Origin of the sequence: Exiguobacterium sp. SH0S7 (assembly GCF_004337195.1) — a bacterium.
GTDB classification, from domain to species: Bacteria; Bacillota; Bacilli; order Exiguobacteriales; family Exiguobacteriaceae; genus Exiguobacterium; species Exiguobacterium aurantiacum_A.
Genome location: NZ_SJVA01000003.1, coordinates 1 through 22551 on the forward strand (window position 1 = coordinate 1; position 22551 = coordinate 22551).

The 22551-nt window shown below is 51.2% G+C and carries 23 protein-coding genes; 21 read left to right on the plus strand and 2 right to left on the minus strand.

Going from position 1 to position 22551, the window contains the following annotated elements:
* Positions 1–236 precede the first annotated feature (236 nt).
* The 8 genes from EVJ22_RS06825 (at position 237) to EVJ22_RS06860 (ending at position 8475) form a co-directional block, all read left to right on the plus strand.
* The gene (locus EVJ22_RS06825) at positions 237–506 is read left to right on the plus strand and encodes a hypothetical protein (RefSeq protein ID WP_071398362.1); all 270 of its coding nucleotides are present in this window, start codon (positions 237–239) and stop codon (positions 504–506) included.
* Between the two features lie 72 nt (positions 507–578).
* Positions 579–1256, plus strand: coding sequence for a response regulator transcription factor (locus EVJ22_RS06830; protein ID WP_071398361.1), 678 nt, complete (start codon positions 579–581; stop codon positions 1254–1256).
* Between the two features lie 2 nt (positions 1257–1258).
* Positions 1259–2497: a sensor histidine kinase gene (locus EVJ22_RS06835; protein ID WP_131443552.1), complete on the plus strand. Its 1239-nt coding sequence runs from the start codon at positions 1259–1261 to the stop codon at positions 2495–2497.
* A gap of 116 nt (positions 2498–2613) precedes the next feature.
* Positions 2614–3321 (plus strand): hypothetical protein, encoded by a 708-nt coding sequence (locus EVJ22_RS06840; RefSeq protein WP_233589635.1) that lies wholly within the window; start codon positions 2614–2616, stop codon positions 3319–3321.
* 154 nt (positions 3322–3475) lie between these two features.
* Complete coding sequence (locus tag EVJ22_RS06845; protein ID WP_071398358.1) at positions 3476–4717, plus strand: hypothetical protein; 1242 nt, start codon at positions 3476–3478, stop codon at positions 4715–4717.
* Positions 4718–5049: 332 nt separating this feature from the next.
* A complete protein-coding gene (locus tag EVJ22_RS06850) occupies positions 5050–6402 on the plus strand; it encodes a glycoside hydrolase family 191 protein (RefSeq protein WP_158625505.1) in 1353 nt (450 codons plus the stop codon).
* Positions 6403–6544: 142 nt separating this feature from the next.
* Complete coding sequence (gene upp / locus EVJ22_RS06855) at positions 6545–7174, plus strand: uracil phosphoribosyltransferase (protein WP_035386536.1); 630 nt, start codon at positions 6545–6547, stop codon at positions 7172–7174.
* Between the two features lie 149 nt (positions 7175–7323).
* Complete coding sequence (locus EVJ22_RS06860; RefSeq protein WP_233589636.1) at positions 7324–8475, plus strand: GGDEF domain-containing protein; 1152 nt, start codon at positions 7324–7326, stop codon at positions 8473–8475.
* A gap of 92 nt (positions 8476–8567) precedes the next feature.
* Here the strand turns inward: EVJ22_RS06860 and EVJ22_RS06865 are convergent, their stop codons facing one another.
* Positions 8568–10154 carry an ABC transporter permease/substrate-binding protein gene (locus EVJ22_RS06865; RefSeq protein WP_071398355.1) on the minus strand — a complete coding sequence of 529 codons (1587 nt, stop codon included), beginning with the start codon at positions 10152–10154 and terminating at the stop codon, positions 8568–8570.
* Positions 10151–11275 carry an ABC transporter ATP-binding protein gene (locus tag EVJ22_RS06870; protein WP_070328182.1) on the minus strand — a complete coding sequence of 375 codons (1125 nt, stop codon included), beginning with the start codon at positions 11273–11275 and terminating at the stop codon, positions 10151–10153. The genes EVJ22_RS06865 and EVJ22_RS06870 overlap by 4 nt, the downstream gene beginning before the upstream one ends.
* Before the next feature lie 755 nt (positions 11276–12030).
* Between EVJ22_RS06870 and EVJ22_RS06875 the strand changes: the two genes are divergently transcribed.
* The 13 genes from EVJ22_RS06875 to murA all read left to right on the plus strand — a co-directional run bounded on the left by EVJ22_RS06875 (position 12031) and on the right by murA (position 22502).
* Positions 12031–12258 (plus strand): hypothetical protein, encoded by a 228-nt coding sequence (locus tag EVJ22_RS06875; RefSeq protein WP_071398354.1) that lies wholly within the window; start codon positions 12031–12033, stop codon positions 12256–12258.
* A complete protein-coding gene (locus EVJ22_RS06880; protein WP_070328179.1) occupies positions 12255–12683 on the plus strand; it encodes an ATP synthase subunit I in 429 nt (142 codons plus the stop codon). The genes EVJ22_RS06875 and EVJ22_RS06880 overlap by 4 nt, the downstream gene beginning before the upstream one ends.
* On the plus strand, positions 12683–13420 hold the full coding sequence (gene atpB, locus EVJ22_RS06885) for a F0F1 ATP synthase subunit A (protein ID WP_016510243.1): 738 nt from the start codon (positions 12683–12685) through the stop codon (positions 13418–13420). Before EVJ22_RS06880 ends, atpB begins: the two co-directional genes overlap by 1 nt.
* A gap of 81 nt (positions 13421–13501) precedes the next feature.
* Positions 13502–13714 carry a F0F1 ATP synthase subunit C gene (atpE, locus tag EVJ22_RS06890; protein WP_035386543.1) on the plus strand — a complete coding sequence of 71 codons (213 nt, stop codon included), beginning with the start codon at positions 13502–13504 and terminating at the stop codon, positions 13712–13714.
* A gap of 71 nt (positions 13715–13785) precedes the next feature.
* The gene (atpF, locus tag EVJ22_RS06895; RefSeq protein WP_016510248.1) at positions 13786–14313 is read left to right on the plus strand and encodes a F0F1 ATP synthase subunit B; all 528 of its coding nucleotides are present in this window, start codon (positions 13786–13788) and stop codon (positions 14311–14313) included.
* Positions 14313–14846 (plus strand): F0F1 ATP synthase subunit delta, encoded by a 534-nt coding sequence (locus tag EVJ22_RS06900; protein ID WP_070328178.1) that lies wholly within the window; start codon positions 14313–14315, stop codon positions 14844–14846. Before atpF ends, EVJ22_RS06900 begins: the two co-directional genes overlap by 1 nt.
* 18 nt (positions 14847–14864) lie before the next feature.
* On the plus strand, positions 14865–16373 hold the full coding sequence (gene atpA, locus EVJ22_RS06905; protein ID WP_016510234.1) for a F0F1 ATP synthase subunit alpha: 1509 nt from the start codon (positions 14865–14867) through the stop codon (positions 16371–16373).
* Between the two features lie 36 nt (positions 16374–16409).
* Positions 16410–17267: an ATP synthase F1 subunit gamma gene (atpG, locus tag EVJ22_RS06910; protein WP_071398353.1), complete on the plus strand. Its 858-nt coding sequence runs from the start codon at positions 16410–16412 to the stop codon at positions 17265–17267.
* Between the two features lie 34 nt (positions 17268–17301).
* On the plus strand, positions 17302–18720 hold the full coding sequence (atpD, locus tag EVJ22_RS06915) for a F0F1 ATP synthase subunit beta (protein ID WP_071398352.1): 1419 nt from the start codon (positions 17302–17304) through the stop codon (positions 18718–18720).
* A gap of 28 nt (positions 18721–18748) precedes the next feature.
* The gene (locus EVJ22_RS06920; protein ID WP_071398351.1) at positions 18749–19159 is read left to right on the plus strand and encodes a F0F1 ATP synthase subunit epsilon; all 411 of its coding nucleotides are present in this window, start codon (positions 18749–18751) and stop codon (positions 19157–19159) included.
* Positions 19160–19346: 187 nt separating this feature from the next.
* On the plus strand, positions 19347–20537 hold the full coding sequence (locus EVJ22_RS06925; RefSeq protein ID WP_233589637.1) for an EAL and HDOD domain-containing protein: 1191 nt from the start codon (positions 19347–19349) through the stop codon (positions 20535–20537).
* Positions 20538–20742: 205 nt separating this feature from the next.
* Positions 20743–20988: a DUF1146 family protein gene (locus EVJ22_RS06930; protein WP_071398349.1), complete on the plus strand. Its 246-nt coding sequence runs from the start codon at positions 20743–20745 to the stop codon at positions 20986–20988.
* A 212-nt stretch (positions 20989–21200) separates the two neighbouring features.
* Positions 21201–22502, plus strand: a complete 1302-nt coding sequence (murA, locus tag EVJ22_RS06935; RefSeq protein WP_071398348.1) for a UDP-N-acetylglucosamine 1-carboxyvinyltransferase — start codon at positions 21201–21203, stop codon at positions 22500–22502.
* Positions 22503–22551: the final 49 nt, after the last annotated feature.

Consider the following 22551-nt stretch of genomic DNA (forward strand, 5'->3'; position numbering starts at 1 on the left):
TCCTGCAGGAAAGCAATCCAACGGAGACCCAGCAGCGACATAAGTCGCGATGCGGCTCCGGGATTGCCTGCGGAAAGCGTGGGCGCCGGAAGGACGAGCGATTCTATTGATGTTAGTCAACAAGCTGAGGTTGCGGCCATGCCGCAACCTTTTTCTCATCGAATTCTAATCTGATTCACCAACGTTTCTCAACCCGCTCCCGTACAGTAAAGAAAAAGAAGTAGGGGGAGAGGCACATGCAACGCAGTACAACAGGTAAATTCACCCGATTCATGAAAGGCGCTATCATCGGGGCGCTCGCACTAACGTTGATGGCAGCCGGAGTGGCAGGATTTTTGATTTTCACGCTGACCGGGAACGCCTGGCTTGATCAAATCGTTCAATTTGGAACTGACGTGTCGTTCCAAGCGGGGGGAATCGAATCCTCGTTTGAACGCTTCAGCGACTCGATCGAGCTGCGCGTCGAACAGGCGATTCCAGAAGCGATTCGTCCGTTTTTCGACTGATGAATCCGGGAACAGAATAAGGATGCGTCGGGCGGACTGCTCGGCGCTTTTTTTCAAGAAAGGATGAACTTTATGCCGACAATCCTCGTCGTAGAAGACGATGCCAAAATTGCCAGACTGCTTGAACTTGAACTGATGCACGCCGGCTATCAAGTCGAGGTAACCCACGACGGACGCAGCGGGCTTGAACGAGCGCTCGCGGGGGGGGTCGACTTGATGCTTTTAGACGTGATGCTTCCGCAAATGAGCGGGCTCGAGGTCGTCCGTCGGGTGAAGGAAGAACAACCGTTGCTCCCGGTCTTGATGGTGACAGCGCGGGGCGACCGGTACGATAAAGTGAGCGGGCTCGACCTTGGGGCGGATGATTACATCACAAAACCGTTCGAGATGGAGGAACTGCTTGCCCGGATCCGTGCATTTTTGCGGATGCGCCAGCACGTCCATGTCGATGCGACTGAACGTGTTTTGTCCTACGAGGGACTCACGGTCGACGTCAACCGGCATGAGGTGACGTGCGAGGGACAGAAAGTCGAGTTGACCCGTCGTGAATTCGATTTGATCGTCTATTTGCTCGAGCATCCGGAACGCGTGCTCACGCGCGACCAACTCGTCGAGCACGTCTGGGGTTTCGACTATTATGGGGACACGAACGTCGTCGACGTATACGTGCGTTACTTACGGAAGAAACTCGGAGGTTCTTGGATTCAGACGGTACGGGGCGTCGGCTATATGCTGAAGCGTGGTGAGTGAGTATGAAATTACGGACGAAGATCGCCCTCGCGATGGCCGGGTTCATGTTGTTTTTACTCATCACGTCGTTCGGGGTCGCATGGCTCGTCTCGCGCCAGCAAATCGTCGACGCTCGCTATGACGTGCTCCGTCAAGCGCTCAGTCTGCTCGAAGAGGATGAGCGGAACCGTCAGGCCGTGCTGTCACTGCATGAGGACAGTGTCGTCCTCGAGCGACAGAGCAATGGCGATTGGGGCATCATTGGCGGACGGGCGGCAGAGGGTTTGAGCTTTCCCGTCAATTTTGGGGAGCCGGCACTGATTGATGACTGGTTCGTCATTGCCACGTCGAACGGTCTCGGCTTTGCCTTTCAAGACGCGGCGGTAAGCGAGACGTTACAGACGCTCGCGACGATTTTCCTCGTCATTTTCTTGATCGCGGTGGCGATGACGTTCGTCGGAAGTTTATGGATTGTGCGCCAAGGACTCAATCCGCTTCGGCGGCTCGAGTCGACGATGGCTCGAATTACCGAGTCAGGGACGCTCGAGACGATTGACGTTGGCCCGAATCAAGATGAGGTGTCAACGCTCGCGACCGGATTCAATCAGATGATTGCCCGTGTCGAAGGGTCGATGGAGCAACAACGCCGTTTCGTAGCGGATGTTTCACATGAACTCAAAACCCCGCTCACCGTCATTGAAGGGTACGCCAAGTTGCTCAGACGTTGGGGTCAACATGACCCCGTCGTGCGCGACGAGGCGATCGATCATATTTTGACCGAGTCGAGACAGATGCGGGAGGACTTGATTGAACCGATGCTTGAACTGAGCCGCTTCGCCGCTTTAGGGGACATCGAAGTCGAACAGATCGATTTGAGCGATCTCGCGCTCCAACTTGAAGAACGGTTCGAACGGTCGCACGGAAAACACGTCCCGATCGAGGCGGAAGGAAGCTGGGCTGGACATCGTGACTCGTTGCAACGATTGATTGTCATCTTCATCGATAACAGCTTGAAGTACGCGACCGACACGAGCGTGACGATGACCCCAACTCGGATTGAGGTGCGTGACCATGGGACGGCAATGACCGAAGAGGCACGCTCACGTTTATTCGACCGGTTCTATCGGCTTGATGAAGCGCGCGACCGGAGCGGTAGCGGTCTCGGGCTTGCCATCGCCAAAGAAGTCGCCGATTTGAACGGTTGGAAGGTTGGGAGTTACGCGAACGCGCCGGACGGGAGCGTATTCTTCGTCACCAAATGAGGAAAGTTTCTCAGTCACTCATCATTTTCTAATGAAATCCTCGTGGTGCTCTAACGTCAACGTTCTATGATGAAGGTGTAGAGAAGGAACAGCACATGGAACGAGGAGGAAACATCATGAAATTACTTGGGTGGATTTTAGGGGTAGGCCTGGCCGTACTCGCTGTCGCAGGAATCGGATTGTATGTCGCGAACGACAAGACGGATACGGTCATCATCCCACGCGCCATCGATAGTGCCACTAGTGGAACCGAGGACGCGAAAGACGACGCTGCGAAGGAAGCTGCCGCTACTTCCGAATCGAACGCATCTTCAAGTGACTTGCCCGTCCGCTCGGTCGACGATGACGACTATGAACTATACGGGACGCTCGTCAGCTTGTCAGATCAGGACGTGACGATCAGCTTTAGCGGAAAAGAATCGACGTACCCACTTGCGGCACGCCATGAGATCGATGACGACACCCCGAAAGCCGGTGACCGTGTCAAACTCGAGTTCAATCAAAACAATGAAGTGAAAGAAGTCGACCGGGAGAGCGACGACTTCGACATTTACGGTAGTTTCGTCAGCCTCTCAGATCGAGACGTCGTCATTGAGCGTGACGGGAAGCAAGTGACGTACCCACTCGCCGCTCGCTATGAAATCGATGATGAGATGCCAACAGCCGGTGATCGCGTCAAACTTGAATTGAACATGCAAGAGCAAGTCAAAGAGATCGAACGTGATGATGACCGTGACAGCGCAGATGATCGCGATGACGCTAGCGATGATAGTGATGACGATCAAGATGACGACCAAGATGACGACCAAGATGACGACAATTGATGAATGAACGGGTGCCCGCTGAAGGCACCCGTTTTTGATTCGTAATATTTCTGCAAACATAATCGATTCGTATCTTATGATATGATGGGGAGGGAATTTATGCCAACATAACATAATACATATAACGACGATGTAGGGAGAGGGGAGACGAGTGATGAGACTGAGTTGGACTGCCCTGCTCGCCCTCTGTTGCCTCAGCGGTTGTGGTTCGAAAGAAGAGATGAACGCCCTCGCGTTACGTCCGCTTGAAGCGTACGTGACGAATCAGGATGAGCAGGAACACATTTTACCGGAAACAGAGAAGCGACTGCTGGCCTATTGTCGACAACAAACGACGGAACGGCTCCCGTCACGCCGGGGCGAGGTGGCTGAAGTGACGTTCCATCATCCGCTGTATGCAGAGCTCGGTAGCCAGACGATTAAGTATTGGGTGAGCGGTGACGACCGTTATTTGTCTTGTGCGAACAGCCACGAACAAATCGAGCGGACGTTCCGGATTGACCCCGTCAACGAATTCGAATCGCTCGTCTCGAGTGAACTAGTCGAGACTGACGTCGGAGAGGAGGTCTCGTTTTATCCGGAACCCGATGTCGCAAAAATCGTCAACTTGTTCCGGGTGAATCAAGCGCATGAAACGATCGTCCCGGGATCGACATTCCGCTACCAGACGCCGGACAGCGGTTCGTTGTACGTGACGTATGAGGTGATGCGGAACGGCCGGACGCTCGACCGGACGATTGAACCGGGGCTGTTCGTATTCAAGAGCGGAAAGAATGACGGATACGCCTTCCTCACGAAGTTAGCGGATGGCAGGGTCGCGCTACAGATGGGTACGGAATCGTCATGGGAACGGACCGTTCTTCCAAGCGCCTTCACCGGAAAGTATGTATACACCGATTCGACAACTGATGTGTTCACGCTCGATCATTCAAAACGCCAACTGTTGAAACGAGTCGTGCTTGCTGAACAGCCGATTGGAGACGTAAGCGACGTCACATCGCTCACATTGTCTAAACGATATGATGCGGTCATCGAAGTGTGGGGCAGTGTCAGACGGCCGATGACCACGAAGCTGATGAGCTCGTCCGCTCGTTCGGTGAAGACGAAGCTCGCCACGTACGAGACGAAGGGAAAGACGTCACATCTGGATGGACCAAATACGCAAGCGCTGTTCGAACTCCTGACGCATGTGGCAGGCGGAGACAAGTCAGAAGCAGCCGTCCAACACGGGACGCTCTCCTTGTATGAACACTTACAAGAGCAACATTTCGAGGTTTGGGTCGAGCCTGGGGATCAGCGGGTCTACCTCATCGACCTGACGACGAAACAAACGTACGCAATCGACCTGATGCGGCTCGAGGAATTGTTGAATCGATCGATTCGATATAATAGCTGAACTAAGTATAATACCCGCTTTATGACAAGACTATGTCATAAAGCGGTTTTTTTGTCGTCAAATTGACACTATATTTTGCTGGGAAACTATCCTATAATTTTTTTTGCGAAGGTTCAATATTACATACATGAATCCGATACATCTATAAAACACACAGCACTAACCTTCTCGTCATCAAATTATGAAGAAAAGGGGGAACGGAGAGACACATCTCAATTCAACCATCATTGTCCGTCACCAAGTTTTGTCAGTCATCAGGAGAGGAATAGGTATTGAAATTGAAAAAGTTTATTATGTCTCTAACGGTAGTGTTGTTGATTGTTAGTCTGAACATGTCAAAAACGGGGGCGCAAACGATGAACCCACTCGACGGTGTGAAGAACTATCAAGTGTATTATGGTCATCCGAACGAAACAATCATCAAAGATATGCAAAACTATGATCTCGTCATCATCGAGCCGCTTCATTATACAAAAGCTCAAGTTGAACAGATCAAGTCACGCGGTACGAAAGTACTCGGTTATATTAGTGTCATGGAAGTCGCGACGTGGAACACCGGTCTCATGTCAAAACTTCAGTCAGGTGATTTCTTCACGCGTAACGGACAACGTGTCCACTACTCGGAATGGGATTCTTACTTGACGAACATCGCTTCACCGCACTTCCAAGGGCTCTTGCTCACGGAAATCCAAAACCAAGTCATCGCTAAAGGGATCGATGGCGTGTTCATGGATACGGTCGGCGATATCGACAACGAACATTTGAACAACCCGACCGTACTCAAGCAGCAACGTGACGGTCTCGTCAACTTCTTGAAAGAAGCGCGTGCCCGTTACGGCAACATCGCTATGGTCCAAAACTGGGGCTTTGACACACTCGAAACGTCGACAGCACCTTACGTCGACGGCATCATGTGGGAGAGCTTCAACGCCGACACGATCAAAAGCGACGCCTGGTCACAAAACATGATCAAAAAACTTCAAGCAGTCGACACGAAACATTCGGTCAAAACGCTCACGATCTCGACGCGTCAAAGTGCGGAGAGCCACAAACTTGCCGCTGACTCGAAGTTTATCCACTTCCACGAAGCAGACGCTTATGTGAACTGGAACGCAGGTCTTGTGACACGGACGAAAGACACGGCACCGACTCCGGCACCTGTCGTGGTAGCACCAACGACAGAGACGTCAACAGCAACAAAGCCGGTAGCGGCGAAGCCAGTGACGGAAACGTCGACTGCGCCAAAACCGGTAGCGGCGAAGCCAGCGACGGAAGCACCGACTGCGCCAAAACCGGTAGCAACAAAGCCAGCGACGGAAACACCAACTGCGCCAAAATCGGTAGCAACGAAGCCAGCGACGGAAACGTCGACTGCGCCAAAGCCTGTAGCAACAAAACCAGCGACGGAAACGTCGACTGCACCAAAACCGACAACAGCGCCGACGAAGCCTGCTGCATCGACGAGCACGACAACGAAGCCAGTCGAGCAAAAAGACTCGAAGCAAGCTGAGTCGAAGCAGAAAACAGAAAAAGAACTGAAAAAAGACAAAAAGAAAGCGAAGAAGCACGCGAAAAAACATGCTGCTAAGCATGCCAAGTTCGTGAAGCATGAAAAAGCCAAAGGCAACATGTGTGCAAAAGCAAAGCACAAGACAGCCGGCTTTTTGAATTTCTTCAAATTCTAATCTAGAAGGTAGATCAACCCCAAGGTGTCAAACTGGCCCTTGGGGTTTCGTCTGACCTCTTCAAAAACGGAAGTTGACCCTACCTTTCTAAGAGAAGTTGGGGTACAATGCTCGAGAGAGATTTAGAGAGGAGTGAAGCAACATGGGAAAAGTACACGTTTATGATCACCCATTGATTCAGCACAAGATGACGATTATGCGCAAAGTAGAGACGGGGACGAAGCAGTTCCGCGAACTCGTAGAAGAGGTTTCTTCACTTATGGCATATGAAATTACACGCGACCTTCCGCTTACTGATGTGGAGATTGAGACACCGGTCTCGGTATCGACACAAAAGATGATTGCCGGCAAGAAATTGGGAATCGTCCCAATTTTACGGGCAGGCCTCGGGATGGTGGATGGCTTCCTCAAAATGATGCCGAACGTCAAAGTCGGTCACATCGGTCTTTACCGTGACCCGGAGACGCTCGAGCCACACGAATACTATCTCAAGTTGCCGACAGATATTACCGAGCGTGACTTCATCGTCGTCGACCCGATGCTTGCGACCGGCGGATCTGCAGCTGATGCGATCGCAGCCCTTAAGAAACACGGCGCGAAGTCGATCAAGCTGGCTTGTCTCTGCGCAGCGCCAGAAGGCGTCGAACGCGTTCAAGCCGAGCACCCAGACGTTGAAATCTATCTCGCCGCACTCGACGAGAAGTTGAACGAACATGGCTACATCGTGCCAGGACTCGGTGACGCAGGTGACCGTTTGTTCGGAACGAAATAAGCAAAACGAAAGGAGGCTCCAGTCGGATCCTCCTTTTTTGTGCACTCAATCTGTCAAAACCAATCCATAACAGTTGAGAAAACCGAAGCAACAACCGATAGTGAAGACAGAAGCGAATGTCATCTGCTGAAATGAGGAAGAGAACGACCATGAGGCCAAAACTGTCACTTTTGCAAGCCTACCTGTTGATTGCGTTATTAGCGCTGTTTTTGACAAGTCTATGGAGCTACAGCGCCTTCCAAAACATCGAACGGCAGAACGAGCGTATCGTCGAAGAGGCGATCCCGATCGCGAACGCGGCGTCTGAACTGTTCGCGCTCCTGCTCGATCAAGAGTTATCGGTCCGTGGCTATACATATAATCAAGATATGTTGTCGCTCCGACAATATAATGAAACGAAGCATGCTCTTGCGGAGACGATTCAAGTCATCCACGAGCTTGACCATCGCCATCCGGTTATGCAGGAAATCATTCAAGGAGAGGCGCTTCCGCTCATCAATGAGATGGAGATGTTTTATGAGTCACAGCTTGCCCTCGTCGATGCAGGCAAAATTGTGGAAGCGAACGCGCGGCGCTATAGCGGGATTGATTACATCAATCAATTTCGAGACGTTGACGCCGACATCCGGGAGGACATCGACAAAATTATTCAAGAGGCGTCACAGCGAAGTGTCAGTGCCTCGAATTCGGCGACGTGGGTGATCGTCATCGTCGTCGCGATCGCCATCCTCTTGTTGCTCGCATTCGTGCACACGTTCCGGCTCGAGCGCAGCAAGCAAGCGCTGATCCATCGATCGCTTCATGACGCTTTGACCGGCGTTTGGAATCGTCGTGCCTTCGATGAAAAGCTCGAGCGACTTTGGGATGATACGGAAGAATCAAGTACGGATGTCGCGCTCCTCCTGCTCGACATCGATGCGTTCAAACTGTATAACGATACGTACGGTCATTTGGCGGGGGATGCCTGTCTCGAACGGGTCGCGCACGCCGTTGATAAAGCGGTCGGGGAAGATGGCATGGTCGCACGCTACGGCGGCGAGGAGTTCGCAGTGTTACTTCGGCCGCACCATGTCCGTCAGTCAAAAGAAGTCGCTGAACGGATTCGCCAAGCGGTTCTTAAGCTGAACATTTTACATGAAGCGTATCAGCCGCTCCGCAAAGTGAGTGTCAGCATCGGTGTCGCAGAACACATCCCCGGTCTGGACGTCGAGAAGTCTGATTTGATCGAAGCGGCTGACCGAGCGCTCTATCAGGCGAAGCAAAGCGGGCGCAACCGCGTCTCGATGGGGAAAGCGATGTAGGCCATTCGATTCGAGACGCCGAAAACGATCAACGTGGTCAACAAACGGACAGACAAAATCCCGCCCTTTTCGAGGGGCGGGATTCGTTTGTCTTACTGTTCGATCAAACCTTCAGAGACGAGGAAGTCGTGAGCCACTTTCTCGGGACGTTGTTTTTCGACGTCGGCGAGGTAGTTCAACTCTTGCATGATTTCGTCCGTGATTTTGCCGTTGAGCAAGTTCAACACGTCGGCGAGCTCGGGATGCTCGGTGAGCGTCTCTTCATTGACGATCGGGACGGCGTAATAAGGCGGGAAGAACTGTTGATCGTCTTCAAGGACGACGAGTTCGAACCGCTTTAACAGGCCATCGGTTGAGAAACCATCGATTGCCTGGCTTTCACCGTTCATGAGCGCCGTGTAACGAAGGCCGCCATCGACCGGTTTCACGTCTGCGAAGTTGAACGGATACACTTCTTTCAAGCCGAGATAGCCGTCTTCCCGGTTCGAGAATTCGATTGTCGGGCCGAAGACGAGCTCGTCACTTACCGCGGCGAGGTCAGAGACGGTCTTCAAGTTATACTTGTCGGCGTCTTCTTGTTTGACGGCGATGGCGAACGTATTGTTAAATCCGATCGGATCGAGTGTCCGGATATCAAACCGCTCTTGCATTTGCGACCGGACTTGTTCGTAGACAGCGTCGGGGTCGTTATCGACTTCTTGCTTCAAGACGTCGACGAAGAGTGTTCCTGTGTACTCGACATAGGCATCGATTTCACCGGTCCGGAGTGCGCTGAACGCGACTTGCGTACCGCCGAGGTTAAGTTGACGCTTCACCTCGAGATCGGTCTTGTCTTCGATCAAATCGGCAACCATGTTCCCGAGGATCGCTTGCTCCGTATAGTTCTTCGAGCCGATGACAATCGTATCGTCTTCACGGGTGAAGGCGTAGATCGAACCGGCGAGGAGCAAGGCGAACGCTGTCGCGATCACGATGAGCGGTTTCGCCACTTTTCTAGCGGGACGGTATTTTTTCTTCTTCATCCGTCCGTCGGCGAGGACGATCCCGTTCGGAGCGACTTTATACTCGATACGGCTGACGATGAAGTCGATCAAGAGTGCGAGTAGACCGGCCGGAATCGCACCTGCTAAGATCTGGTTGTTGTCGACTGTCTGGATACCGGCGAAGACGAGGTAACCGAGGCCGCCTGCTCCGACGAACGCTGAAATCGTCATGAGACCGACAGCTGTAACGGCTGATATGCGAATCCCGGCCATGATGATCGGCAAGGCGAGCGGCAATTGGATCTTGCTTAAAATTTGGCGGTCGGTGAGGCCGATCCCTTTAGCGGATTCAAGCGTGTCACCTGGAATGCTCGACAGACCCGTGTACGTGTTCTTCACGATCGGAAGCAGTGAATACAGGACGACCATGATGATGGCCGGTGTCGATCCGATCCCGATGAACGGGATGAGGAAACCGAGCAAGGCAAGACTTGGCACAGCCTGAACGACGCTCGTCAGACCGAGGATCGGTTTGGCGAGGCGTGGCATCCGGAGAATCAAAATACCGAGCGGGACACCGATCAGCACTGCGAGCGAGACGGCGAAGACGGTCAGTTGCAAGTGTTCAAGCAAGAGCGTACCGATTTGGTCGGTGTTGCCCGCGACGTAATTGAAAAAAGATTGAATCGTATTCATATTGTTTCCTCCTCTTGCATGAATTGCTCACTGAGGACGGAAAGCAAACTGCTGCGTGTGATGAGTCCGTTAAGGATAGGTCCGGTCACGACCGGCAGATAGCCTTGGTCGCTCGTGTTCATGACGTCTAAAATATCGAGGAGCGAGTCCTCGCTCGAGACGAAAGCGTAGTTCACGTTCATGACTTCCTCGAGTCGTCTCGTCTTATCTTGGATCCCGTGGACGTCTTTCAATTTGATGAGTCCTTGAAGGACGCGATCGCGGTCCGTGATCAGGAGACTGTCGACTTTGCGTGAACGCATGATTTCAATCGCCTGCAACACCGTGCGTTTGCCGCTGATCGAGACAGGGTCCGTGATCATGATATCTTTCGCTTTAATGTATTCAGGGCTGTTCCAAATTCGATTTTTGCCGATGAACGCTTCGACGTACTCGTCCTGCGGATTACGGAGAATCTGTTCCGGCGTATCGAACTGAACGATTTCCCCGTCACGCATGATACAAATACGATCAGCCAGCTTGATCGCCTCATCCATATCGTGGGTGACGAATACAATCGTTTTCTTGACTTCTTCTTGCAGGTTGAACAGCTCTTCTTGGAGATCGTTCCGCGTCACAGGGTCGAGGGCGCTGAACGGCTCGTCCATCAGGATGACTTCCGGGTCGTTCATGAGGGCGCGGGCGAAGCCGATGCGCTGCTGTTGACCGCCGCTCAGTTCGCTCGGATAGCGATCGATGAATTGATCCGGGTCGAGGCCGACCATGCGGAGCAAGTGCTCGGTCCGGGCGTCCATATCCTGTTCGGCGTGTCCTTCGAGACCGGCGATCAATTGGATATTCTCGCGGATCGTCATATGAGGGAAGAGGCCAGTCTGTTGAATGACATAGCCCATTTGGCGTCTGAGTTCAATCGGATCCATCTTACGTGTGTCTTGACCGTTGACAATAATCGTCCCAGATGTCGGTTCGATCAAACGGTTGATCATTTTAAGCGACGTCGTCTTACCGCAGCCGGAAGGACCGATAAAGACGACGAGTTCGCCTTTGTTAATCGTCAAGTTCATTTCCTTCAGTACAGTCGTACTTTTGAAGGTCTTTTCTACATTTTTAAACTCAATCATTGACTCAACTCTTTTCAAAAATTATTTTCACATAACCTTATTTTCCCGTTGTCGAAGGATTGTAAACATTATTTTCGGAAAAAGTGTTTAACGGGTTGTAAAAGGGGGGATTATTACTTGCTATTTAACAGTGCGAAGAGCCAGTCATGGCAAGTGAGACGCGATTATCGGTTTTGAAGTCACAAAATAGACACAAATATAGATGGCGCTTACATCTTAATTCCAGACTCCCCACAAAGATTGGCATCGGTTCCGGCTTGATAGCGTTGGGTTTTCAGCCGATTCATGCTGAGAAATGATGATGTGAGATTCATCACTACAAATTTATCAGAATCGCTCGACACAGCAAAAAGATAATCGGTATACTGGTACAGGATAATGAAAACGATTTCAATACGAAATCGGCGTCCGTTTTAAAACCTTTTGTGAACGTGGGGCGGTTTACGTTGTATTTTCCAATACGCGGATGTATAACTGAACTATTCCTCATCTGATTCGGTTTGTGAAATATTATAAAGTCAACATTTTTATTTCACCGTTCCTTCACACTTATTTAAAATTTAGTGATTTTAATTTAGTTTGTGAAGTGCGTAAAAGCCTTGATACGACTCGGTTTAAAGCGCTTTTATAATTGTGAAATCAATTGACTTCTTATGCTATTTCCAGTACTCTGAACTTGTGTGACTTTTGATGGTCACGCGAGTGTGAATCGAAGACGATGAAGTGCTGGCTGCCAGTTAGAAAGGGGGACTAGGATGACGAAAAAAGACAATCGTTACCTATCCTACGCCTCACTTGCCTCGCAAATCTCGACCGCGCTCGCTGGACCGATCGTCATCGGTTATCTCGTCGGCCAATACGGGGCGAGACGTGAATTTTGGGGCACGTTTGGTTGGAATGTGTCGGTGTTTCTCGGAATGTTTATCGGGATCACCGCGCTCGTACTCACCCTTCGAAGTTTAATGACAGGAGAGGACGAATGAAGCTAGAACAAACGGAACTACAACAAGTGCAAGCAGACAGAAAAGCACAACAAGAGTTGATGAAACGCTATACGAAGTGGTTTGTCGGATGGTTCGCCATTCTCCTCGTCGGAGCGCTCATCGTCCCTGTGTACAAACCGGTATTTCTCGGCTTGTTCCTGGGTGGGGTCGCCAGTCTGATCATTCTACATATGCAGAATCGCAGCGTCATTCGAATGTTTGACGTGATCGAACATGGGCGACGCCCGAAATCGCACGGGACTGTTTCAAGAATGGCAGTCGGTGCGTTAGCCGTGATAGTCGGTCTCTTCTACGAGGATCGAGTATCGCTGATTGCGGTGGTAACTGGTCTAATCGCCGGCCACATCATACAATTTGGCGAGTTCACACTTGCCCAGCTCAGCAGGAAAAGAGGTGAATACTAATGGGTCATGAGTTTCCCACATATTCTCTACAACTTGGAGACTATACGTTATATGGGAGCTGGACGAACGTCATTACGGTGCTAATCGCATCATTGCTCGTCTTTGCGTTCGCCGTTTGGGGAACACGACGCTTGGCCATGAAGCCGACAGGTAAGCAGAACTTGATGGAATTCTTCGCGGAATTCGTACGCGGGATCATCTCGAGTGCGATGGACTGGAAAACAGGAGGCCGCTTTATCGGGTTTGGGATGACGTTGATTTTGTTCATTCTGATTTCGAACTTGATGGGTCTGCCGTTCAACGTCATTTCCGGTCACTATCTATGGTTCAACTCACCGACGGCCGATCCTTACGTCACATTGGCGTTGTCGACACTCGTCGTTGCAATGTCACACTATTACGGCGTGAAGCTACACGGTTTCAAGCACTATTCGGCGGAATTCGTGAAGCCGGTCTGGTTCTTATTGCCGATCAAGCTTATCGAGGAGTTCGCGAACACCTTGACGCTCGGTCTGCGTCTTTACGGTAACATCTTTGCCGGTGAAATCATGATTACCATCATCTTGGGACTCGCAATTACCGCACAAGGGGCACTTAACCCGCTTGGTGCTGTGTTCGCAATCCTGCCGATGATTTTATGGCAAGGTTTCTCAATCTTTATCGGGGTTATCCAATCCTACATTTTCCTGACGCTTGCAATGGTGTACATCGGGCATAAAGCTTCAGCCGAGCATTGATTCGGATAAGCTGGCCTCGCCAAAGCGTTGAACAAAAAAACTATTTACTTACTTTTAGGAGGAACATACACAATGGAACAAATGAATCTTCTCGCAACAGCAATCGTTATCGGTCTCGGAGCACTCGCGGCTGGTATCGGTAACGGTCTCATCGTATACGGAACAGTACAAGGACAAGCACGTCAGCCAGAACTTAAAAACGAACTTCGTCAAACAATGTTCATCGGTATCGGTTTGGTTGAGGCCCTCCCGATCATCGGTGTGGCTGTCGGTTTCCTTCTCCTCAACTCTTGATTACGAGTTAACGAGAACAACAAACGAGGGAGCAAGTCTCCCTCACTTATTTAGTCAAGAGGAGGGTATGCATGGATACGATGATGATTGCAGCTGGTGCTGGTGGCGAAGGCCTCCGCATCCTGGATATGATCTTTACACTTTTCACATTCCTCGTACTCTTGGCCCTGTTGAAGAAATTTGCTTGGGGACCACTCCTTGGAATGATGAGACAGCGTGAAGAGTATGTAGCGAACGAAATCGAGCTTGCTGAAAAGAGCCGCAAAGACGCGGAGACATATGTCGTCGAACAACGTGACGCTTTAAGCGCCGCACGTACAGAATCAAAAGAGATGCTTGACTCAAGTCGTCGTCAAGCTGAAGCCGAACAAGCACGCTTGGTGGAGCAGGCGCGTTTGGAAGCCGAAAAAATCAAGATCGAGGCTGGAAAAGCGATCGAGCGTGAGCGCGAGCTCGCGAAACAGTCGCTTCAAACCGAAGTCGTCACACAGGCGCTCTCGGCAGCACGCCACGTCCTTCAGTCAGACCTTAAAGGCGACGAAGTGAAACAACGTGCCCTCGTCACAGACTTCCTGTCTAAAGCGAAAGGCGCTAACTGATGAACATATCGTTAGCAAAACGCTATGCCAAAGCGCTCTTCGACTTAGCGCGGGAGCAAGGCACGCTCGACCAAGTCGAAGCGGAAGTGCGTCTGCTCGATGAAGTGCTCCACGCGACGCCTGAACTGACGGATCTCTTAACGAATCCTGCAGTCAGCGACAGCGAGCTTGCACAGCTTTTAACACACAGCTTTGGTGATATGACAGAAATCGTGCTTAACACACTTCTCGTCATGGTCGAGAACGACCGTGCGAGCGAAGTTCGCGGGCTGCCGCGTTATGTCTTAGATTACATCAACGACTTCCGTGGCATCGCAGAAGGGTTCGTCACAAGTGCTTACCCGTTGTCGGCAGCAGAGTTGAAAGAAGTCGAACTCGTCTTCGGTCAGAAGATGAACAAGACGCTTCAATTGAAGAACGTCGTCGATGAACAAGTTATCGGTGGACTTCGCGTCCAGATCGGTTACACGACGTATGATGACACAATCGAAACTAAACTAACACGCCTTGAGCGTGAATTGTTGAATGCGTAAGAAATAGGGGTGAATTCAATGACGATCAAAGCTGAAGAAATCAGCGCCCTGCTAAAAGAGCGAATTGCTTCGTACGGTTCTGAAATCGAAGTTAGTGAGACAGGTACAGTCATTCAAGTAGGTGACGGTATCGCTCGTGCATTCGGACTCGATAACGTTATGGCAGGAGAACTCGTAGAGTTCTCAAACGGCATAATGGGCTTGGCGCAAAACTTAGAAGAAGGCAACGTCGGGATTATCATCCTCGGCGACTACAAAGGTATCAAAGAAGGCGACTCGGTTAAACGTACGGGCCGCATCATGGAAGTACCAGTCGGTGATGCGCTCCTCGGACGCGTCGTCAACCCGCTCGGACAACCAATCGACGGTCTTGGACCGATCGTGACGGACACATACAACCCGATCGAACGTAAAGCTTACGGCGTTATGGCCCGTAAGTCAGTTCACGAACCGCTCCAAACTGGGATCAAGGCGATTGACGCCCTCGTACCAATCGGTCGCGGTCAGCGTGAGCTCATCATCGGTGACCGTCAAACTGGTAAGACATCGGTCGCAATCGATGCGATCATCAACCAAAAAGAAGAAAACATGGTTTGTATCTACGTCGCAATCGGTCAGAAAGAATCAACTGTCCGTGGCGTAGTTGAGACGCTCCGTAAAAATGGTGCCCTCGATTACACAATCATCGTTTCGGCTTCGGCTTCACAGCCTGCCCCACTTCTTTACCTCGCGCCGTTTGCAGGGGTATCGATGGGTGAGTACTTCATGGACCGCGGACAACACGTCCTCGTCGTGTATGATGATCTCTCGAAACAAGCGGCAGCTTATCGTGAGCTCTCGCTTCTTCTCCGTCGTCCTCCAGGTCGCGAAGCCTACCCAGGTGACGTCTTCTACCTCCACTCACGCCTTCTTGAGCGTGCGGCGAAGTTGAACGACGAACTCGGTGGCGGCTCGCTGACAGCTCTTCCGTTCATCGAGACACAAGCGTCGGATATCTCGGCTTACATCCCGACGAACGTTATCTCGATCACAGACGGTCAAATCTTCCTTCAGTCAGACCTCTTCTTCTCAGGGGTACGTCCCGCGATCAACGCCGGTCTCTCGGTATCGCGTGTAGGTGGTGCGGCTCAAGTGAAAGCGATGAAGAAAGTTGCCGGTACGCTCCGTCTTGACCTCGCGTCATACCGTGAGCTCGAGGCGTTCGCCCAGTTCGGGTCAGACCTCGACAAAGCGACACAAGCGAAGTTGAACCGTGGACAACGGACGGTTGAAGTCTTGAAGCAAGAATTGAACGCACCGCTCTCGGTCGACAAGCAAGTGTTCATCATCTACGCTCTCACGAAAGGTCATCTCGATGACGTCCCAGTCGAAGACATCCGTCGTTTCGAAAAAGACATGAACGCATGGCTCGACCAAAACCGTGCGGACCTCTGCCGTGAAATCCGTCAAACAGGAAACCTTCCTGCTGACGAGGCGATGGTCGATGCAATTGCGGAATTCAAAAAGACATTCTCGCCATCGGTTTAATCCGGTGACGAGCGTCTATTAAGGTGGTGAATCGAAATGGCATCATTACGTGAGATCCAGATGCGGATCACCTCGACCCAAAGCACGAAGCAAATCACGAAAGCGATGAACATGGTGTCGGCCTCGAAGTTGAACCGCGCTCAAGGGAGCAACGCGAACTTCAAGCCGTACATGACCAAGTTGCAAGAAGTCATCTCGTCGATTGCCGGCGGTACTTCAGGCGCAACACACCCGATGCTTCAAGTCCGTCCCGTCAAACGGACCGGCTACATCGTCATCACGTCGGACCGCGGACTTGCTGGTGGATACAACGCCAGCGTCCTTCGCGACGTGTACCGCGAGTTGAAAGCCAAACACGATTCGACAGACGAGTACCGTCTGTACGTGATCGGGAAGGTCGGCGTTCAGTTCTTCAAGACACGTAACATTCCGGTGTACAGTGCGATGACAGGACTTAACGACCAGCCAACATTCGTTGAAGTCGCGGAGATCGTCAAACAGACGGTCGGCGCGTTCAGTGAAGGCGAGATCGATGAATTGAAGCTCTGCTTCAACTCGTTCATCTCTGTCATCAGCCAAGAAGTGAAGATGGATCGATTGCTTCCGCTTGGGAATATCGAACAGACCGCATCTAATGTGATGTATGAATACGAACCAGAAGAAGAAACGATCTTAGCAGCGCTCCTCCCGCGTTACGCGGAAGGGCTCATCTACGGCGCGCTTCTCGATGCGAAAGTATCGGAGCACGCGGCTCGAATGACGGCGATGGCGAACGCGACAGACAATGCGGATGATCTCATCCGCGGACTCAAGCTCAAGTTCAACCGCGCGCGCCAAGCGGCGATCACACAAGAAATCACAGAGATTGTCGGAGGTGCGGCTGCGCTTGAATAAGCGCACGCCCTCTAGATTGTAGGAGGCTAACACGATGAACGAATACGGCACAAAAGGCCGCGTAGTCGCAGTCATGGGCCCAGTTATCGACGTTAAGTTCGAGAACCACTTACCGAACATCTACAACGCCCTCAAAGTCACGTACGTGGCAGAGACGGCGCAAGATGTCAGTGTCGACTTGACGCTCGAGGTGGCGATTCACCTTGGGGATGACACGGTCCGTACGATTGCGATGGACTCAACGGACGGCGTTCGCCGCGGCATGGAAGTACTTGACTTAGGTTCACCGATTTCAGTACCAGTCGGAGAAGAGACGCTCGGTCGTGTCTTCAACGTACTCGGTAACCCAATCGACGATAAAGAAGTTTCACCGACTGTACGTCGGGCACCGATTCACCGTCTCGCACCTACGTTTGATGAATTGTCGACAAATGTTGAGATCTTGGAAACAGGGATCAAAGTCGTCGACCTTCTCGCACCGTACATCAAAGGTGGTAAAATCGGCCTCTTCGGTGGTGCCGGTGTAGGTAAAACTGTCCTCATCCAGGAACTCATCAACAACATCGCGCAAGAGCACAGCGGGATTTCTGTATTCGCAGGAGTCGGCGAGCGTACGCGTGAAGGAAATGACTTGTTCCACGAGATGACGGAATCAGGCGTTATCAAGCAGACGGCGATGGTATTCGGTCAGATGAACGAGCCGCCGGGCGCGCGTCTACGCGTTGCCTTGACAGGTCTCACGATGGCAGAATACTTCCGCGATGAGCAAGGACAAGACGTTCTTCTCTTCGTCGATAACATCTTCCGTTTCACACAGGCAGGTTCTGAAGTATCGGCCCTTCTCGGTCGGATGCCATCTGCCGTAGGTTACCAGCCGACACTCGCGACGGAAATGGGTATGCTTCAAGAGCGGATCACGTCGACAGCTAAAGGATCGGTCACATCGATCCAAGCGGTTTACGTACCAGCCGATGACTATACTGACCCGGCTCCAGCGACAACGTTCGCCCACCTTGATGCAACGACCAACCTTGAGCGTCGTCTCTCGGAGATGGGGATCTACCCAGCCGTTGACCCACTCGCATCGACTTCACGTGCCCTCTCGCCTGACATCGTCGGACCTGAGCACTATGAAATCGCGCGTAACGTCCAGCAGACGCTTCAGCGTTACAAAGAGCTTCAAGATATCATCGCGATCCTCGGTATGGACGAGTTGTCTGAAGACGATAAGCTCACGGTTCACCGTGCCCGTCGGATTCAGTTCTTCTTGTCACAAAACTTCCACGTGGCTGAGCAGTTCACTGGCCAACAAGGTTCGTACGTACCAGTTAAAGAGACAGTCCGTGGCTTTAAAGAGATCCTCGATGGTAAACACGATGATCTTCCAGAAGACGCATTCCGTCTCGTTGGTCCAATCGAAGACGTCATCGAAAAAGCGAAGACGTTGGTCTAAGACCTACACGGAAGGGGGAAACTAGACGATGAATACTCTTCACGTCAACGTCGTCACCCCGGATGGTGCAGCTTACGAGGGCGAGGCACGAATGGTCATCGCCAAATCGGTGACAGGTGAACTCGGTATCTTGCCGAAACACATCCCGATGGTGACGCCACTCGACGTCTCGGTCCTTAAACTGCGCCACGAAGATGGTGGACGCACGCTGATCGCACTCAGCGGCGGTTTCATGGAAGTTCGTCCCGATATGGTGACGATCTTAGCTGAAACGGCCGAAATGGCGGATAAGATCGACTACGACCGCGCCTCTGCGGCGAAATTCCGCGCCGAACGTCGCCTTCAAGATTCGAAGATTTCGGATACTGAATTCCGACGTGCGGAGTTAGCGCTCAAGAAAGCGGTCAACCGTTTGAGCATTCGCGACATTAAAGAATGACGAGCATCCTCTCTCGCGTTTCGTGAGAGAGGATTTTTTTGTTCCTCCATTTTGAATCAGACGATTGAACCAGCTTCCTTCATTAAATGTAGGTCAAAAGAATCAGGTTTTTCGTATTCAAATAGTGGAACCAAAGATCGGGTCGTCCGATAATATAGGTGGGAACTATAGTAAAGGAGCTAAAGGGATGAAAGTTTACGTTGCGCGTCAACCGATCTTTGACCAGAAACTACGTGTCTGCGGCTACGAACTGTTGTATCGCCGCAGCGAGAAAAATATGTTCGAACACGTCGACGATGCGCTTGCGACCGCCGACGTGATCCATAACGCCTACCTCGTCTTTAATTTTCGGGAATTGACCGAAGGGACGCGGGCGTTCATCAATTTTCCACAGAACTTGATCGAAGGGGAAGTGCCCTCATTATTGCCGCGGCAATCTCTCGTCATCGAAGTGCTTGAACACGTCGAACCGACCGAGAAAGTACTTGCCGCCCTGCGATCACTTCGGCGGAAAGGTTATACGATTGCCTTAGACGATTTCGTCTTTGAAGAGAAATACCGGCCGTTGATCGGGCTCGCGGATATTATTAAAATCGATTATCAGGCGACACCGGTCGACCAACAGAAACGCTTGATCGATGCGCTCGGACACCGGATCGAATTTCTTGCGGAAAAGATAGAGACGAAGCTTGAATATGATATCGCGAAAGAGCTTGGCTATAAAATGTTCCAAGGTTATTTTTTCAGTCGCCCGACAGTCGTTCATGGGGCGGAAGTCCATCCGCTCCGTAATACGCTCGTCGAGGTGCTGAAAGAGCTCGATAAACCAGAACCGAATTTCCGCCGCATCGCCGGACAAATCGAACGAAGTGTCGATCTGTCCTACAAGATGCTCCGGTCGGTGAACACAGTCTATCAAAAGGGCCGTACGACGATTCAATCGATCGAACAAGCCGTTGCCCGCATCGGACTTGACGAGATGCGGCGTTGGTCGTATTTGATGTTGCTTCGGGAGATGCAGACGTCTGAATCGAAAGAATTGATCAAGCAAAGCGTTATCCGTGGGAAGATGATGGAGTTGATTGCCGATGAGACAATTCCGGGAGTAGCTCCGTTTGATGCGTTCATCACCGGGATTTTCTCTTCACTCGACGTCATTTTGGACGAGACGATGCAAACGCTGATTGCCGAGCTCCCAGTCGAACCGATTGTCAAAGAGGCACTTCTCGGTAAGCCGAACAAGTTGCGTGAATTGCTCGAGTCGGTGAAGGCGTATGAGCAGTTAACCGTGCCAGTCGACGAGACGGCGCTAGATTGGTCTCGTTACTATATCGAATCGATCCGCTGGGCGCTCGCACAGGACGAAAAAAAGGAATAATGTTTGAAAATTTGGTGGGACGTCAATTACTGTAGTAAAGGCTATGCGCCGATGACGTCCCTTTTTGTATGCGGTTTATTCAAAGAGAGTGAGCTGATAGGATGAGACGATTCGATTGATCATCATCATGCTAAGTCTTTTTTTCTCTGTCGCAACGTGCTATGATTAAAAATGGTACAAAATTTCGAAAAGAGGGGAATCGAGGATGTTAAACACCGTCTTATCGCTCGTCATCTATGTCGTAGCGATTTACGTCGCCTGGTGGGCACTCATGCCAGTTAAATGGGAGCGCGTGCTCAACCAAGTGAGAAGTCCGCAAGCCGCTGTCTTGCGTGTCCTCGTGGCCGTCGTCTTCGGTTCTCTGATCGCCCAGTTCTTTTTGGAGTATATCCGATTAGCTCAGGCGCTCGTACCATTACAGTCGATTTTCCAAATCATTAACAAACTGTAATCCTGTTGTAACGACTCCTATATGTATATCATGTAGGATAAACTCGTCTGACATGACGACCAATCATCAGGACAGATTATGATTTTATTTTTATTTTTTTCTGATGAGGCGTCACGTTAAAAAAACATCATAGTAATCGACATAACCACATCCGGAAACGGATATCGACGCATAAAATAAAAAAACAACGAAGTTGGAGGACAAAGAGAGATATGAAGGATTTGATTGTAGTCCGTGGAGGACGTAAATTGTCAGGTATTGTGCGTGTTGAAGGAGCTAAAAACGCCGTACTGAAAACATTGGTTGCCACTCTGTTAGCAGGCGAAGGAAAATCGGTACTTCAAAACGTGCCACGTCTTGCTGATGTTTACACGATTAATAAAGTGCTTCGCCACCTCGGTGCAGAGGTCGCGTTCGATGAAGCAAACAACGAAGTCACTGTCGATGCCTCGGGCACAATCAAAGACGAGGCGCCGCTTGAGTACGTTCGCAAAATGCGTGCCTCGATCCTTGTCATGGGTCCTCTCCTTGCTCGTCTTGGGCATGCGCGTGTCGCAATGCCAGGCGGATGTTCGATTGGATCACGTCCGATCGACCTCCATTTAAAAGGATTTGAAGCAATGGGCGCGAAGACAGTGATCGGCAACGGTTTCGTCGAAGCATCAGTTGAAGGTCGCTTGCAAGGTGCGAAGATCTATCTTGACTTCCCATCGGTCGGGGCGACAGAAAACATCATGATGGCGGCGGTTCTCGCTGAAGGAACGACTGTTATCGAGAACGTTGCGAAAGAACCGGAAATCGTCGACCTCGCGAACTTCTTGAACGGTATGGGCGCTCACGTCCGCGGTGCTGGAACGGAAACGATCCGCATCGAAGGCGTCGACAAGTTGCATGGTGCTGAGCATTCGATCATCCCGGACCGTATCGAAGCCGGCACGTTCCTCGTCGCTGCTGCGATCACAGCCAGTGACATTGAAGTCATCGGAGCTGAGCGCGAACATCTACGTCCACTTATCTCGAAGATGGAAGAGATGGGCGTCAAGTTCGAAGAGACAACGGAAGGTATGCGTGTCATTGGACCAGAAGTATTGAAACCAATCGACTTGAAGACGATGCCACACCCTGGCTTCCCGACAGATATGCAAGCACAAATGATGGCCCTCGTCTTAAAAGCGGGTGGCACGTCAGTTATTACGGAGACAGTGTTTGAAAACCGCTTCATGCATGTCGAAGAATTCCGTCGCATGAACGCAGACATTAAGATTGAAGGTCGTTCAGCAATCATTAAAGGTGGCGTCCGCCTCCAAGGTGCCGAAGTCGTTTCGACAGACCTTCGTGCCGGGGCAGCGCTCGTCCTCGCAGGACTCATCGCCGACGAGGAGACTCGTGTCGGTGACTTATACCATATCGACCGCGGATACGTCGATTTCCACAAGAAACTTAAAGCACTCGGTGCCGACATCGAGCGAATTGAAGGAACTGTCGAAATCGCTGAAGAACTGGTCAACAACTAATTAATAGACTCATAGGAGCGAGGAGATTCTTCTCGCTCTTTTCAATGAA

Bases quoted from the DNA above. Each gene is read 5' to 3' on its own strand.
- EVJ22_RS06840 (WP_233589635.1), top strand. From the start codon at position 2,614: ATGAAATTACTTGGGTGGATTTTAGGGGTAGGCCTGGCCGTACTCGCT.
- EVJ22_RS06865 (WP_071398355.1), bottom strand. From the start codon at position 10,154: ATGAATACGATTCAATCTTTTTTCAATTACGTCGCGGGCAACACCGAC.
- EVJ22_RS06880 (WP_070328179.1), top strand. From the start codon at position 12,255: ATGAAGCTAGAACAAACGGAACTACAACAAGTGCAAGCAGACAGAAAA.
- EVJ22_RS06920 (WP_071398351.1), top strand. From the start codon at position 18,749: ATGAATACTCTTCACGTCAACGTCGTCACCCCGGATGGTGCAGCTTAC.
- murA (WP_071398348.1), top strand. From the start codon at position 21,201: ATGAAGGATTTGATTGTAGTCCGTGGAGGACGTAAATTGTCAGGTATT.
- EVJ22_RS06830 (WP_071398361.1), top strand. From the start codon at position 579: ATGCCGACAATCCTCGTCGTAGAAGACGATGCCAAAATTGCCAGACTG.
- upp (WP_035386536.1), top strand. From the start codon at position 6,545: ATGGGAAAAGTACACGTTTATGATCACCCATTGATTCAGCACAAGATG.
- atpA (WP_016510234.1), top strand. From the start codon at position 14,865: ATGACGATCAAAGCTGAAGAAATCAGCGCCCTGCTAAAAGAGCGAATT.
- EVJ22_RS06930 (WP_071398349.1), top strand. From the start codon at position 20,743: ATGTTAAACACCGTCTTATCGCTCGTCATCTATGTCGTAGCGATTTAC.
- atpG (WP_071398353.1), top strand. From the start codon at position 16,410: ATGGCATCATTACGTGAGATCCAGATGCGGATCACCTCGACCCAAAGC.
- EVJ22_RS06860 (WP_233589636.1), top strand. From the start codon at position 7,324: ATGAGGCCAAAACTGTCACTTTTGCAAGCCTACCTGTTGATTGCGTTA.
- atpB (WP_016510243.1), top strand. From the start codon at position 12,683: ATGGGTCATGAGTTTCCCACATATTCTCTACAACTTGGAGACTATACG.
- EVJ22_RS06850 (WP_158625505.1), top strand. From the start codon at position 5,050: ATGTCAAAAACGGGGGCGCAAACGATGAACCCACTCGACGGTGTGAAG.
- EVJ22_RS06835 (WP_131443552.1), top strand. From the start codon at position 1,259: ATGAAATTACGGACGAAGATCGCCCTCGCGATGGCCGGGTTCATGTTG.
- EVJ22_RS06925 (WP_233589637.1), top strand. From the start codon at position 19,347: ATGAAAGTTTACGTTGCGCGTCAACCGATCTTTGACCAGAAACTACGT.
- EVJ22_RS06870 (WP_070328182.1), bottom strand. From the start codon at position 11,275: ATGATTGAGTTTAAAAATGTAGAAAAGACCTTCAAAAGTACGACTGTA.
- EVJ22_RS06875 (WP_071398354.1), top strand. From the start codon at position 12,031: ATGACGAAAAAAGACAATCGTTACCTATCCTACGCCTCACTTGCCTCG.
- atpF (WP_016510248.1), top strand. From the start codon at position 13,786: ATGGATACGATGATGATTGCAGCTGGTGCTGGTGGCGAAGGCCTCCGC.
- atpE (WP_035386543.1), top strand. From the start codon at position 13,502: ATGAATCTTCTCGCAACAGCAATCGTTATCGGTCTCGGAGCACTCGCG.
- EVJ22_RS06900 (WP_070328178.1), top strand. From the start codon at position 14,313: ATGAACATATCGTTAGCAAAACGCTATGCCAAAGCGCTCTTCGACTTA.
- atpD (WP_071398352.1), top strand. From the start codon at position 17,302: ATGAACGAATACGGCACAAAAGGCCGCGTAGTCGCAGTCATGGGCCCA.
- EVJ22_RS06825 (WP_071398362.1), top strand. From the start codon at position 237: ATGCAACGCAGTACAACAGGTAAATTCACCCGATTCATGAAAGGCGCT.
- EVJ22_RS06845 (WP_071398358.1), top strand. From the start codon at position 3,476: ATGAGACTGAGTTGGACTGCCCTGCTCGCCCTCTGTTGCCTCAGCGGT.